Source organism: Paraburkholderia sp. SIMBA_030, from assembly GCF_046535245.1.
GTDB lineage: Bacteria > Pseudomonadota > Gammaproteobacteria > Burkholderiales > Burkholderiaceae > Paraburkholderia.
The window spans coordinates 71,079-83,982 of the sequence record NZ_JAWRXB010000001.1 but is presented as its reverse complement, the minus strand read 5'-3'; the positions used below and the strand labels follow the sequence as shown (position 1 = coordinate 83,982).

Sequence of the window (12,904 nt, the reverse complement as noted above, 5' to 3'; positions counted from 1 at the left end):
AGTATCGAGAGGATGACTTTGCGAACCGGTATGTTTTCGAAACGTGTGGCGTGCGCGCTGGCGCTGGCAATGACCCTGGGTGTCGGCGTAGCGCATGCGCAGGAAGCCAGGATCGCTGCGGTGAATTCGGACCGTATCCTGCGCGAATCGGCTGCCGCGAAGGCCGCGCAGGTCAAGCTCGAGGCCGAGTTCGCCAAGCGCGACAAGGATCTGGCCGACATGGCGCAGAAGCTGAAGTCGATGTCCGATTCGCTCGACAAGAACGGCGCGTCAATGTCGGCCGCCGATCGCGCACAGAAACAGCGCGATCTGTCGCAGCTGGATACCGACTTCCAGCGCAAGCAACGCGAGTTCCGCGAAGACCTGAACCAGCGCCGCAATGAAGAGCTGGCGGCGGTGCTCGACCGTGCCAACAAGGTGATCAAGCAGATCGCCGAGGCACAGCACTACGACCTGATCGTCCAGGAAGCGGTGTACGTGAGCCCGCGCATCGATATTACCGATCAGGTCCTCAAGGCGCTGGCGGCGTCGGGTAACTGAAGGCACGGAGCGGGCCGTGGAACCGGGTCGCGGCACTGACAAGTTGGACTGAACAGCAAGAGACAGGATACGCATGGCATTTACGCTCGAGGACATCGTCCAGCGGTTCGGCGGTGAAGTAGTCGGAGACGGTTCGCAGCGCGTCGGCAGTCTGGCGCCGCTCGACCAGGCAGGCCCGAACCAGCTGGCGTTCCTCGCCAATCCGAAGTATCTGTCGCAGGTCGAGACGACCCGTGCGGGCGCGGTATTGATCAATGCCGACGACCTCGCGAGGCTCGCCTCCCGAGACGGGCGTTTGCCCGCCGCGCGTAACTTTATCGTCACGCCGAATCCGTACGCTTACTTCGCGCGCGTCGCGCAAACCTTCATCGACCTGGCCGCGCCGAAGGCCGTGCCCGGCGTGCATGCTAGCGCGACGGTCGACCCGTCGGCGCAGATTGCCGCGAGCGCGGTGATCGGCCCGCACGTCACGGTCGAGGCGGGCGCGGTGATCGGCGAGAACGTGCGGCTGGATGCCAACGTGTTTATCGGCCGTGGCACACAGATCGGCGCGGGCTCGCATCTGTATCCGAATGTTGCGGTGTACCACGGCTGCAAGCTCGGCGAGCGCGTGATCGTGCACGCGGGCGCGGTGATCGGTTCGGACGGTTTCGGCTTCGCGCCGGACTTCGTCGGCGAAGGTGATGCGCGTACCGGCAGCTGGGTGAAGATTCCGCAGGTCGGCGGCGTGTCGATCGCGGCGGACGTGGAAATCGGCGCGAACACAACGATCGATCGCGGCGCCATGGCCGACACGATCATCGAAGAGTGCGTGAAAATCGACAACCTCGTGCAGATCGGCCACAACTGCAAAGTCGGTGCCTACACCGTGATCGCCGGTTGCGCGGGCATCGCCGGCAGCACGACCATCGGCCGCCATTGCATGATCGGCGGCGCGGTGGGCATCGCCGGGCACGTGACGCTGGCCGACTATGTGATTGTCACGGCGAAGTCGGGCGTCTCGAAGTCGCTGTTGAAGCCCGGCATGTACACCAGCGCTTTCCCGGCCGTGAACCATGCGGACTGGAACAGGAGCGCCGCTCTGCTGCGTAACATCGACAAACTGCGTGACCGTATCAAGGCACTCGAAGCAGCCGCTGTGGCCGATGGATCGGTCAACGCAGCGAGCGATTCCGCGGGCGATACAACCTGAGATATCGGGGCAACTCGCAGGACAACTTGCAGGACAACCTGCCGGCACCGCGTAAAATAGCGGGCAAGCATCAGGAAGGAAGTCGGTTGCCGTGACCCGGCGGCATAGCCGCCGGGTCACGGCAAGCGGCGGCAGCACGCGTTACCAACCCACCTGCACCAGCATCCGCAGTCATCACCGCGCAGTCAATGCGTGAGCAGAAACACCATGAGCACCGAAAAAATCAATCTCGACATTCATAAGATTCTCACGCTGCTGCCGCATCGTTACCCGTTCCTGCTGGTTGATCGGGTGCTCGAACTTGAACCGCACAAGCGCATCAAAGCGCTGAAGAACGTGTCGATCAACGAGCCGTATTTCCAGGGTCACTTTCCGACCCGTCCGGTGATGCCCGGCGTGCTGATCCTCGAAGCGCTCGCGCAAACGGCAGCGCTGCTGACGTTTTCGGAAGAGCCGAGCGATCCGTCGAACACGTTGTATCTGTTCGTGGGCATCGACAATGCACGCTTCAAGCGCGTGGTCGAACCGGGCGATCAGCTGATCCTGAACTGCACGTTCGAGCGTCATATGCGCGGCATCTGGAAGTTCAAGGCGCGCGCCGAGGTGGATGGCGCCGTGGCGGCGGAAGCCGACCTGATGTGCGCGGTGCGGCACACGGACAGCGGCGCTTAATTTAGCGTCGGGCAGTCAGCGGCTTTTCGTGAACGTTGCAAGCCCGCCCAAGCCCATCCAGACAACGCAACAGAATCAGAAGCGAGGACGCATGAGCAGGATTCATCCCACTGCGATCGTCGAACCGGGCGCGCAACTCGACGAATCCGTCGAAATCGGACCGTATGCCGTGATCGGCGCACATGTGACGATCGGCGCACGGACCACGGTCGGTTCGCACAGCGTGGTCGAAGGTTACACGACGCTCGGCGAAGATAACCGGATCGGCCACTACGCATCGGTCGGCGGCCGTCCGCAGGACATGAAGTACAAGGACGAGCCGACCCGGCTCGTGATCGGCAACCGCAATACGATCCGTGAATTCACCACGATCCACACCGGCACGGTACAGGACGCGGGCGTCACCACGCTGGGCGACGACAACTGGATCATGGCGTACGTGCACATCGGTCACGACTGCCACGTCGGCAGCAACGTCATTCTGTCGAGCAATGCGCAGATGGCCGGCCACGTGACGATCGGCGACCACGCGATTATCGGCGGCATGTCGGGTGTGCATCAGTTCGTACGCATCGGTGCGCACTCCATGCTCGGCGGTGCATCGGCGCTGGTGCAGGACATTCCGCCGTTCGTGATCGCGGCCGGCAACAAGGCCGAACCGCACGGCATCAACGTCGAAGGATTGCGCCGCCGCGGTTTTTCGCCGGACGCGATCTCGGCGCTACGCTCGGCGTACCGGCTGCTCTACAAGAACGGCTTGTCGCTGGAAGAAGCGAAGCTACAGTTGCGCGAACTCGCATCCGCAGGTGGCGATGGCGATGCGCCGGTGCAAACGCTGCTCGCGTTCGTCGAAGCGTCGCAGCGCGGCATCATTCGCTAACCGATGGCATTGCAACCGAATCCGCTGCGCGTCGCGATGGTGGCCGGCGAGCCGTCCGGCGACCTGCTGGCGGCGTCGCTCCTCGACGGCCTCGCGAGCCGTCTGCCTGCCGCCACCCAGTACTATGGGATCGGCGGTCCGCGCATGATCGCCACGGGCTTCGACGCGCACTGGCCAATGGAAAAGCTGACGGTGCGCGGCTATGTCGAAGCACTGCGGCACATCCCCGAAATTCTCGGTATCCGCAACGAACTGAAGCGTCAGCTGCTGGCTGAACCGCCGTCAGTGTTCGTGGGCGTGGATGCACCCGATTTCAACTTCGGCCTCGAACACCGGCTGCGCGATGCGGGCATTCCGACTGTTCACTTCGTCTGTCCGTCGATCTGGGCGTGGCGCGGCGGCCGGATCAAGAAGATCGCCAGAGCAGTCGATCACATGCTATGCGTGTTCCCGTTCGAGACGGCGCTGCTGGAAAAGGCGGGCGTCGCGGCATCATACGTGGGTCACCCGCTGGCGGACGAAATTCCGTTCGAACCCGATACGCGCGGCGCACGCCGTACACTCGGTCTGCCGGAAAGCGGTCCGATCATCGCGGTGCTGCCGGGCAGCCGGCGCTCGGAAATCGATCTGATCGGTCCGACGTTCTTCGCCGCGATGGAGATGATGCAGCACCAGGAGCCCGGTTTGCGTTTCGTGATGCCTGCGGCGACGCCCGCACTGCGCGAGATGCTCCGGCCGCTGGTCGATGCGCACCCCGGTCTCGCCCTGACGATTTCCGACGGCCAGTCGCAACTCGCGATGACCGCGGCGGACGCGATCCTCGTCAAGAGCGGCACCGTGACGCTGGAAGCCGCGCTGCTGAAAAAGCCGATGGTGATTTCGTACAAGGTGCCCTGGCTGACCGGCCAGATCATGCGCCGGCAGGGCTACCTGCCGTACGTCGGCTTGCCCAACATTCTGGCCGGGCGCTTCGTGGTGCCGGAAATTCTCCAGCATTTCGCTACGCCCCAGGCGCTCGCCGAGGCCACGCTGAAACAGTTGCGCGACGAGGTCAACCGGCGCACGCTGACGGAAATCTTCACGGAGATGCATCACGTGCTGAAACAGAACACCGCGCAGCGTGCGGCGGAAGTCGTCGCAAGCGTCATCGAAACGCGCAAGGCGCGGCCATGACCGCTGCGAGCGTACCACGCCGTAAATCTGCGACCGTCGCCGGTGCGGCAGAGCAGGCCGGCCTGAACTTCGATACGCCGGATGAGATCGTCTGCGGCGTCGACGAAGCAGGACGCGGCCCATTGGCCGGCCCGGTAGTCGCGGCGGCGGTGATTTTCGATCCTTCCAGGCCGATGATCCGCGGGCTCGACGATTCGAAAGCGCTTACCGCCAAAAAACGCGACGAACTGTACGACAAGATTGTCGACCGGGCGCTCGCGTACTGCATCGCGTCCGCGAGCGTCGAAGAAATCGATAGACTGAATATCCTGCATGCCACGATGCTGGCGATGAAGCGCGCGGTTGAAGGTTTGTCGGTGGTGCCGACGCTCGTAAAAATCGACGGCAATCGTTGTCCGACGCTGAGCATTCGCAGCGAGGCGATCATCGGTGGCGATGCGCTGGTCAAATCCATTTCGGCGGCGTCGATCCTCGCGAAAGTCACGCGCGACCGGATGCTGACCGAGCTGCATCAAACCTATCCCGTCTACGGCTTTGATGCCCACTTCGGCTACGGCACACCGCAGCATCTCGCGGCGCTGCGCGAGCACGGGCCGTGCGAGCATCATCGGCGATCTTTTGCGCCGGTGGTGGAAGCGCATCTGCGATTCGGCACAGGTGCCCTGCAGTGCCCGGGCGACGTCCTCGCCGCGCCGGGCATGCTCGACGACAGCATGCTCGACGACGACGCTTTCGGTGAGGGGACCGGCGCCTGAGCGCCGTTGCCTCGCGCGTCGTCAGCTCTTTCCTCATTCTCACTGTCTTCGCTGCCTGTGAAAGCCATCACCTCGCGGGACAATCCGCTCTATAAGCGCCTCAAGGCATTGGCCGGCTCGACGCATCAGCAGCGGCGCGGTGGTCATGCGTTGCTCGAAGGCTTCCATCTCGCGAGCGCGTATCTCGACGTCGCCGGGCAGCCGGAAATGTGCGTCGTCACGGACGGCGCCTTGCGCCACGACGAAGCACAGGCAATCGTGTCGCGCATCGACGAGAATCGGATTGTCACGCTTCCGGATGCATTGTTCGGTCAGTTGTCGAACGTGGTGCACGGTGTGGGGATCCTGCTGCTGGTCGAAAAGCTCGATACGCCGTTGCCGGAGCGGGTGACGCAAACCTGCCTCGTACTCGATGGCGTGCAGGACGCCGGCAACGTCGGCTCGATTCTGCGCAGCGCGGCAGCCGCGGGTATTCAACAGGTGTTCTGCGCGCCAGGCACGGCGTACGCATGGTCATCGAAGGTGTTGCGCTCGGGCATGGGTGCGCATTTCCTGCTGCAGATTCATGAGGACGTCGAAGCGCAGGCTTTGATCGAGCGCCTTGCGGTGCCGGTCGTCATCACGGATTCGCATGGCGCTGAGGCGCTCTACGACTGCGATCTGAGCAGACCGTTGGCATGGGTGTTCGGCAACGAAGGGGCGGGCGTGTCGCAGACGTGGCGCGATGTGGTCACGTTGCGGGTGACGATTCCGCAGCCGGGCGGCATGGAATCGCTGAATGTGGCAGCGGCGGCCGCTGTCTGCGTGTTCGAGCAGTGCCGCCAGCAGCGCCGCGCGTGAGTGCGTGGCATACAAAGCCACCCGCGTTTCTTCTTCAGGCCGCGCTCAAAGTGCTCAACTCGCTCAATAAACCGGCCGATCCAGCCTGATCTCCTGCAAGATCGTCGTCGCGATCTCTTCGATCGATTTATGTGTCGACGACAACCACTTGATGCCTTCGCGCCGCATCATCGCTTCCGCTTCATTGATCTCGTAACGGCAATTTTCCGGCGCGGCGTACTTGCTGCCCGGGCGGCGCTCGTTGCGAATCTCCGACAGCCGCTGCGGGTCGATCGACAAACCGAACATCTTCTGCCGATGCGCCAATAGTGGCGTAGGCAGCTTGCCACGCTCGAAATCCTCCGGAATCAGCGGATAGTTTGCTGCTTTCACACCGTACTGCATCGCCAGATACAGGCTCGTCGGCGTTTTGCCGCTGCGTGACACGCCCACCAGAATGACATCGGCGTCGGCGAGATTGCGGTTCGATTGACCGTCGTCGTGCGCGAGCGAAAAATTGATCGCCTCGATGCGGTTCTTGTACTCCTCGGTGTCGGCGTTCTGGTGACCACGGCCCATCGCATGGCTCGACTTCAGCTCCAATTCCAGTTCGAGCGGCTCGACGAAAGTCTGGAACATGTCGAGCACGAGCGCGTTCGAACCCTTCACGATCTGATTCGACGCGCTGTCCACCAGCGTCGTGAACACGATCGGACGGCGGCCGTCCTGCTGGATCGCTTCGTTGATCTTTTCGAGCGTGGCGTAGGCTTTGTCGATCGAGTCGACGAAGGGCACGCGAACCAGGCGGAATTTCTGGTCGAACTGGGAGAGGATCGAATGCGCGAAGGTTTCGGCAGTGATCCCGGTCCCGTCGGAGACGATGAATACGGTGGGCGGCATCAGTGGGGCTGGGGAACGTGAGCGGCAAAAAGCGCTCGAATGAAACATCGCTGCGTTGGCGTCGCTGCACGGTGGCTAACCGGAGACTGCAGCGGCGTCGACAGAGCGCGCCGTGGGCACCGCAACAGCGCCCGGATGCGGCTCGGGCCTCGCAAAAGCCCGTAGGCCGGTCCGGGCGCGATTCGAGGCGCAATTCTCGTCCGACTGTCACATTTTGAGAGTCGGCACGGTAGAATAGCGGCAACCTGTTGGATAAGCAATTGCGGGCGATTGGCGTCTAACTTGCCTTGAATGGTCGGCCAACGCGTCGCCTTCGGTCGGTAACCTGCTATGAATGCGGTGCATTGACCGGTAAGTTCGTTCAACCGCATGCTTCGTCGTGCTTCTGGCGATTTTCAGCGATTGTTTCTCCAACAGGTTGTGCAAGACGCGAGGTACCGCTTCCTATGAGCGCTCGCGTTCGAGCCCACTTGCACAGCCGTGAATTTCTTTCACACTTAGGGGCTTGTATGACTAACGCAGTTACCGTCGCAAAGGATGAGGCGTATGTAGTTCCGTTCGAGCAGTTGCGGATGACCGATGTGGAAATTGTCGGCGGCAAGAACGCGTCGCTTGGCGAGATGATCAGTCAGCTCGCTCAAGCTGGCGTGCGCGTGCCGACCGGCTTCGCCACGACGGCGCTGGCTTTCCGTGACTTCCTGCATCACAACAATCTCACTGAACGCATCGCCAAACGGCTCGAGACGCTCGACGTCGACGACGTGAAGGCGCTCGCCGAAGCGGGCAAGGAGATCCGTCAATGGATCGTCGATGCGCCGCTGCAGCCGCGTCTCGAAGCGGATATCCGCGCAGGCTTCGACACCCTGCAAAACAGCTCGCCTGAAGAGCTGTCGTTTGCCGTGCGTTCTTCGGCAACGGCAGAAGACTTGCCGGACGCATCGTTCGCGGGTCAGCAGGAAAGCTACCTCAACGTGGTCGGCATCGACGACGTGCTCGATCGCATGAAGCACGTGTTCGCGTCGCTGTATAACGACCGCGCTATTTCCTATCGTGTCCACAAGGGCTTCACCCACGCGGAAGTCGCGTTGTCGGCGGGCGTGCAGCGCATGGTGCGCTCGGACGTCGGCGCAGCGGGCGTGATGTTCACGCTGGATACGGAATCGGGCTTCAAGGATGCCGTGTTCATCACGTCGAGCTACGGTCTGGGCGAAACGGTGGTGCAGGGCGCGGTGAATCCGGACGAGTTCTACGTCTTCAAGACCACGCTCGCTCAAGGCAAGTACCCGGTCATCCGCCGTTCGATCGGCTCGAAGCTGATCAAGATGGAATTCACCAAGGCCGGCGAAGAAGGCCGCGTGAAGACCGTCGACGTCGCGCACGAGCAGCGCAACCGCTTCTCGATCACCGACGAAGACGTGATCGAACTCGCGAAGTATGCGGTTATCATCGAAAAGCACTACGAGCGTCCGATGGACATCGAGTGGGGCAAGGACGGCCGCGACGGCAAGATCTTCATTCTGCAGGCGCGTCCGGAAACGGTGAAGAGCCAGGCCGCGGGCAAGGCTGAGCAGCGCTTCAAGCTGAAGGGCCAATCGAACGTGCTGGCAACCGGCCGCGCGATCGGTCAGAAGATCGGCGCGGGTCCGGTGCGGGTGATTCACGATCCGTCGGAAATGGACCGCGTGCAGCCGGGCGACGTGCTGGTGGCCGACATGACCGACCCGAACTGGGAGCCGGTGATGAAGCGCGCTTCGGCGATCGTCACGAACCGTGGCGGCCGTACCTGCCACGCGGCGATCATCGCGCGTGAACTGGGCGTGCCGGCCGTGGTCGGCTGTGGCGACGCGACCGACGTGCTGAAGGAAGGCTCGCTCGTCACCGTATCGTGCGCGGAAGGCGACGAAGGCAAGATCTACGACGGTCTGCTCGAAACCGAAATCACCGAAGTGCAGCGCGGCGATCTGCCGGCGATTCCGGTGAAGATCATGATGAACGTCGGCAACCCGCAACTCGCGTTCGACTTCTCGCAACTGCCGAACGCAGGCGTGGGTCTGGCGCGGCTCGAGTTCATCATCAACAACAACATCGGCGTGCATCCGAAGGCGATTCTCGAGTACCCGAACGTCGATCAGGACCTGAAGAAGGCCGTGGAAAGCGTCGCACGCGGTCACGCATCGCCGCGCGCGTTCTACGTCGACAAGCTGACCGAAGGTATCGCGACGATCGCCGCGGCCTTCTATCCGAAGCCCGTGATCGTGCGTCTGTCGGACTTCAAGTCGAACGAGTACAAGAAACTGATCGGCGGTTCGCGTTACGAGCCGGACGAAGAAAACCCGATGCTGGGCTTCCGCGGCGCGTCGCGCTACATCGCCGACGACTTCGCCGAAGCGTTCCAGATGGAATGCCTCGCGCTGAAGAAGGTGCGCGAAGAGATGGGCCTCGACAACGTCGAGATCATGGTGCCGTTCGTGCGTACGCTGAAGCAGGCGGAACGCGTGGTCGGGCTGCTCGCGAAGTACGGCCTGAAGCGCGGCGAAAACGGCCTGCGCCTGATCATGATGTGCGAAGTGCCGACGAACGCGATTCTTGCCGAGGAATTCCTGCAATTCTTCGACGGTTTCTCGATAGGTTCGAACGACTTGACGCAGCTCACGCTCGGCCTGGACCGTGACTCCGGTATGGAATTGCTGGCGGTCGATTTCGACGAGCGGGATCCGGCCGTCAAGTTCCTGTTGAAGCGCGCGATCGACACGTGTCTGCGACTGAACAAGTACGTCGGTATCTGCGGGCAGGGCCCGTCGGATCATCCGGACTTTGCGCAATGGCTGACCGATGAAGGCATCAAGTCGATCTCGCTGAACCCGGACACGATCATCGAGACGTGGCAGCAGTTGGCGAAGTCGTCGGCGAAGTAAGCGGTCGAACAGCCGCCGATAAGCGGCTTGCATAACGGGCGATGCGGTATGTCAACAGCTTGCTGCATCGGCCGGTAAAACGTGCCCGCTTCGTGCTATAAACACCCCGGTAGATCCGGGGTGTTTTGCTTTGTGGAGGTCGACGTGGCGCCAGGTGGATTGTTCTGGTGGATCGGGGCGGGCGTGCTTATCGCGCTGGAGTTGATGAGCGGCACGTTCTATCTGCTGATGATCGCGTTGGGTTTTGTGGCAGCGGCTATTGCGCACATTGCGGGCGCCGCCGCCGACCTTCAATTTGCGGTCGCCGCCGTGGTGGCGCTGGCGGCCGTATTGCTCCTGCGGCGCTCGCGCTTTGGCCGCAGGCCGCGCAAGGAGGCGTCGCGCAACCCGGACGTCAATCTGGATATCGGTCAGACGCTGACTGTGCCCGCCTGGCATGAGCGCCGGGCGCGCGCCAATTATCGCGGCGCGCAATGGGACGTCGAACTGGCTGCCGGCGAGCCCGAAGACGCACAGGTCTACGAAATTACCCAGTTGCGCGGCAGTTGCCTCGTCGTCGTCGCAAGCAGACGCGCGACGGCGGCCTGACCGTTCACAAGGTACACACCACGCACACACCATACACTCGCAACTATTCGAACTACAGACGGGAGGGCAGCAATGGATTCGACCATCGTCGGGGCGGTGCTTTTGATCATCGTGATCGTGCTGGCGGCGCAGACGCTCAAGATCGTGCCACAGCAGCATGCATGGGTGCTGGAGCGGCTCGGCCGCTATCACCGCACGTTGACACCGGGCTTGAGCTTCGCGTTTCCGTTCATCGACCGGATCGCTTACAAGCACATCCTCAAGGAAATCCCGCTCGAAGTGCCGAGCCAGGTCTGTATCACGCGCGACAATACGCAGTTGCAGGTGGACGGCGTGCTGTATTTTCAGGTCACCGATCCGATGAAGGCGTCGTACGGGTCGAGCAACTTTGTGTTCGCGATCACGCAGTTGTCGCAGACCACGCTGCGTTCGGTGATCGGCAAGCTCGAACTCGACAAGACTTTCGAGGAGCGCGACTTCATCAACCACAGCATCGTGTCCTCGCTCGACGAGGCGGCGTCGAACTGGGGTGTGAAGGTATTGCGCTACGAGATCAAGGATTTGACGCCACCCAAGGAAATTCTCCACGCGATGCAGGCGCAGATCACCGCCGAGCGTGAGAAGCGCGCGTTGATCGCGGCGTCGGAAGGGCGCAAGCAGGAGCAGATCAATATCGCCTCGGGTGGGCGTGAGGCGGCGATCCAGAAGTCGGAGGGCGAGCGGCAGGCGGCGATCAACCAGGCGCAAGGGCAGGCGTCGGCGATTCTGGCGGTGGCCGAAGCCAATTCACAGGCGATTCAGAAGATCGCTGCGGCGATCCAGTCGCACGGCGGGATGGAGGCGGTGAACCTGAAGGTGGCCGAGCAGTATGTGAACGCGTTCGCAAACCTGGCCAGGCAGGGCACCGCGCTGATCGTGCCGGGCAACCTGGCGGATATGAGTTCGATGATCGCGTCGGCGCTGACAATCGTGAACAAAGGCAAGGGCGCATCGGACGTGCGCTGAGCGCCTGTGCCCTTGCCGAAAAAAATGGCCCGCTGAGTTAGCCGGCCATTTTTCGTTGGATCTTTGCGTTGAAACACCCGGCAGCCAGCTAACATAGCCAGACAAAGCGCGGCAAATCCGCGCACCGCGCGGCGCCATTCAAGATCATGTAGGCGAGCGCATCAAGCGCGCCTTTTCACGTTCCCAATCGCGCTTCTTCTCGGTTTCACGTTTGTCGTGCATTTTCTTGCCCTTCGCCAGCCCGATTTCACATTTGACGCGGCCGCCCTTGTAGTGGAAGTTCAGCGGCACAAGCGTATAGCCGCGCTGCTCGACCTTGCCGATCAGTTTGCTGATTTCCTCGCTGTGCAGAAGCAGCTTGCGCGTGCGCACGGGGTCCGGATGGATATGGGTCGAGGCCTCGGGCAGCGGGCTGATGTGCGTGCCGATCAGGAACAGTTCGTGATCGCGGATGACCACGTAACCTTCCTTGATCTGGCCGCGCCCGGCGCGCAGCGCCTTGACCTCCCATCCCTCGAGCACGAGCCCTGCTTCATAGCGTTCTTCGACCGAGTAGTCGTAGAAGGCTTTTCTGTTGTCGATAATGCTCATGAATGGAAAGTGCCCAACTCGTTTAAAATCACGATTTTAGCAAAGCGGGGCACGGAAAGCCCGCGGCGCTCGTCCACCCTTGCCACGCGTTGTTCAATTTATGGCAGATGTCCAGAAAACCGTGTTGATCCGCCATTCGGCGGAACAGATGTTCGACCTCGTGACCGACGTCGCCGAATACCCTAACTTTCTGCCCTGGTGCGGGGGAGTCGAAATCCGCCGCCAGGACGAAACCGGCATGGAGGCGAAGATCGACATCAACTTCAAGGGCATCAAGCAGCATTTCGCCACGCACAACAGTATGGAGCGGCCCACGCGCATCGATATGGAATTCGCGGACGGCCCGTTTCGCAAGTTCACCGGCTTCTGGCGCTTCACGCCGCTGCGGGCCGACGCCTGCAAGATCGAATTCGCGTTGCACTACGAATTTACCAGCATCATTCTTGAGAAGATTATCGGGCCGGTGTTCAGTCATATCGCCAACACCTTTGTCGAATCGTTCGTGAAGCGCGCCGATCAGCGCTACGGTAAGGCATGAGCGCGCGCTTGTCGATTGAAGTCTGCTACGCGCTTGCCGACGCGCAAACGCTGATTGTCGTGGACTTGCCCGAAGGCGCCACGGTGCAGCAGGCGCTCGACGCGAGCGGCATCCTGCAGCGTCACCCGCAGATCGATCTGACGACGCAAAAGGTCGGCGTGTTCGGCAAGCTCAAGACGCTGGATACGGTGCTCGCCGATCATGATCGGGTTGAGATATACCGGCCGCTTCTGGTGGATCCGAAGGTGTCGCGTCAACGGCGGGTCGAGAAGACCCGCAAGGCGGGCTCGATCGAAGGCCGCCGCTGGCAGAACAAGGATTCGCGTTGAATGTGTC

The 12,904-nt window shown here is 62.0% G+C and carries 14 protein-coding genes; 12 read left to right on the top strand and 2 right to left on the bottom strand.

The window, feature by feature from the left end; all coding sequences use genetic code 11:
* The first annotated feature begins 12 nt into the window (after positions 1 to 12).
* From SB772_RS00370 to SB772_RS00340, 7 genes are all read left to right on the top strand, one after another.
* Positions 13 to 540, top strand: a complete 528-nt coding sequence (locus SB772_RS00370; protein WP_410831303.1) for an OmpH family outer membrane protein — start codon at positions 13 to 15, stop codon at positions 538 to 540.
* Between the two features lie 73 nt (positions 541 to 613).
* Positions 614 to 1,732, top strand: coding sequence for a UDP-3-O-(3-hydroxymyristoyl)glucosamine N-acyltransferase (lpxD, locus tag SB772_RS00365; RefSeq protein ID WP_410831301.1), 1,119 nt, complete (start codon positions 614 to 616; stop codon positions 1,730 to 1,732).
* Between the two features lie 207 nt (positions 1,733 to 1,939).
* On the top strand, positions 1,940 to 2,404 hold the full coding sequence (gene fabZ / locus SB772_RS00360) for a 3-hydroxyacyl-ACP dehydratase FabZ (RefSeq protein WP_410831299.1): 465 nt from the start codon (positions 1,940 to 1,942) through the stop codon (positions 2,402 to 2,404).
* A 91-nt stretch (positions 2,405 to 2,495) separates the two neighbouring features.
* Complete coding sequence (lpxA, locus tag SB772_RS00355; RefSeq protein WP_410831297.1) at positions 2,496 to 3,284, top strand: acyl-ACP--UDP-N-acetylglucosamine O-acyltransferase; 789 nt, start codon at positions 2,496 to 2,498, stop codon at positions 3,282 to 3,284.
* Between the two features lie 3 nt (positions 3,285 to 3,287).
* A complete protein-coding gene (gene lpxB, locus SB772_RS00350) occupies positions 3,288 to 4,457 on the top strand; it encodes a lipid-A-disaccharide synthase (RefSeq protein WP_410831295.1) in 1,170 nt (389 codons plus the stop codon).
* Entirely contained in the window at positions 4,454 to 5,212 is a 759-nt protein-coding gene (gene rnhB / locus SB772_RS00345; RefSeq protein WP_410831293.1) for a ribonuclease HII, read from the top strand. Before lpxB ends, rnhB begins: the two co-directional genes overlap by 4 nt.
* A gap of 57 nt (positions 5,213 to 5,269) precedes the next feature.
* Entirely contained in the window at positions 5,270 to 6,052 is a 783-nt protein-coding gene (locus SB772_RS00340; protein ID WP_410831292.1) for a TrmH family RNA methyltransferase, read from the top strand.
* Positions 6,053 to 6,115: 63 nt separating this feature from the next.
* On the opposite strand, the gene SB772_RS00335 is transcribed toward SB772_RS00340, so the two are convergent.
* Positions 6,116 to 6,931: a pyruvate, water dikinase regulatory protein gene (locus tag SB772_RS00335; protein ID WP_410831291.1), complete on the bottom strand. Its 816-nt coding sequence runs from the start codon at positions 6,929 to 6,931 to the stop codon at positions 6,116 to 6,118.
* A gap of 509 nt (positions 6,932 to 7,440) precedes the next feature.
* Between SB772_RS00335 and ppsA the strand changes: the two genes are divergently transcribed.
* The 3 genes from ppsA to SB772_RS00320 all read left to right on the top strand — a co-directional run bounded on the left by ppsA (position 7,441) and on the right by SB772_RS00320 (position 11,439).
* Positions 7,441 to 9,846 carry a phosphoenolpyruvate synthase gene (gene ppsA, locus SB772_RS00330; RefSeq protein WP_410831290.1) on the top strand — a complete coding sequence of 802 codons (2,406 nt, stop codon included), beginning with the start codon at positions 7,441 to 7,443 and terminating at the stop codon, positions 9,844 to 9,846.
* 144 nt (positions 9,847 to 9,990) lie between these two features.
* A complete protein-coding gene (locus SB772_RS00325; RefSeq protein ID WP_410831289.1) occupies positions 9,991 to 10,434 on the top strand; it encodes an NfeD family protein in 444 nt (147 codons plus the stop codon).
* Between the two features lie 72 nt (positions 10,435 to 10,506).
* Positions 10,507 to 11,439 (top strand): SPFH domain-containing protein, encoded by a 933-nt coding sequence (locus SB772_RS00320; protein ID WP_410831287.1) that lies wholly within the window; start codon positions 10,507 to 10,509, stop codon positions 11,437 to 11,439.
* Between the two features lie 144 nt (positions 11,440 to 11,583).
* On the opposite strand, the gene smpB is transcribed toward SB772_RS00320, so the two are convergent.
* Complete coding sequence (gene smpB / locus SB772_RS00315) at positions 11,584 to 12,030, bottom strand: SsrA-binding protein SmpB (protein ID WP_410831286.1); 447 nt, start codon at positions 12,028 to 12,030, stop codon at positions 11,584 to 11,586.
* 100 nt (positions 12,031 to 12,130) lie between these two features.
* Here smpB and SB772_RS00310 point away from each other — a divergent pair, with 100 nt between their 5' ends.
* Together SB772_RS00310 and SB772_RS00305 are read left to right on the top strand one after the other, a co-directional pair.
* Positions 12,131 to 12,568, top strand: coding sequence for a type II toxin-antitoxin system RatA family toxin (locus tag SB772_RS00310; protein WP_410831284.1), 438 nt, complete (start codon positions 12,131 to 12,133; stop codon positions 12,566 to 12,568).
* Complete coding sequence (locus SB772_RS00305; RefSeq protein ID WP_410831282.1) at positions 12,565 to 12,897, top strand: RnfH family protein; 333 nt, start codon at positions 12,565 to 12,567, stop codon at positions 12,895 to 12,897. Before SB772_RS00310 ends, SB772_RS00305 begins: the two co-directional genes overlap by 4 nt.
* Positions 12,898 to 12,904 lie beyond the last annotated feature (7 nt).

Bases quoted from the DNA above. Each gene is read 5' to 3' on its own strand.
- SB772_RS00305 (WP_410831282.1), top strand. From the start codon at position 12,565: ATGAGCGCGCGCTTGTCGATTGAAGTCTGCTACGCGCTTGCCGACGCG.
- rnhB (WP_410831293.1), top strand. From the start codon at position 4,454: ATGACCGCTGCGAGCGTACCACGCCGTAAATCTGCGACCGTCGCCGGT.
- SB772_RS00320 (WP_410831287.1), top strand. From the start codon at position 10,507: ATGGATTCGACCATCGTCGGGGCGGTGCTTTTGATCATCGTGATCGTG.
- SB772_RS00310 (WP_410831284.1), top strand. From the start codon at position 12,131: ATGGCAGATGTCCAGAAAACCGTGTTGATCCGCCATTCGGCGGAACAG.
- fabZ (WP_410831299.1), top strand. From the start codon at position 1,940: ATGAGCACCGAAAAAATCAATCTCGACATTCATAAGATTCTCACGCTG.
- smpB (WP_410831286.1), bottom strand. From the start codon at position 12,030: ATGAGCATTATCGACAACAGAAAAGCCTTCTACGACTACTCGGTCGAA.
- SB772_RS00335 (WP_410831291.1), bottom strand. From the start codon at position 6,931: ATGCCGCCCACCGTATTCATCGTCTCCGACGGGACCGGGATCACTGCC.
- ppsA (WP_410831290.1), top strand. From the start codon at position 7,441: ATGACTAACGCAGTTACCGTCGCAAAGGATGAGGCGTATGTAGTTCCG.
- SB772_RS00370 (WP_410831303.1), top strand. From the start codon at position 13: ATGACTTTGCGAACCGGTATGTTTTCGAAACGTGTGGCGTGCGCGCTG.
- lpxA (WP_410831297.1), top strand. From the start codon at position 2,496: ATGAGCAGGATTCATCCCACTGCGATCGTCGAACCGGGCGCGCAACTC.
- lpxD (WP_410831301.1), top strand. From the start codon at position 614: ATGGCATTTACGCTCGAGGACATCGTCCAGCGGTTCGGCGGTGAAGTA.
- lpxB (WP_410831295.1), top strand. From the start codon at position 3,288: ATGGCATTGCAACCGAATCCGCTGCGCGTCGCGATGGTGGCCGGCGAG.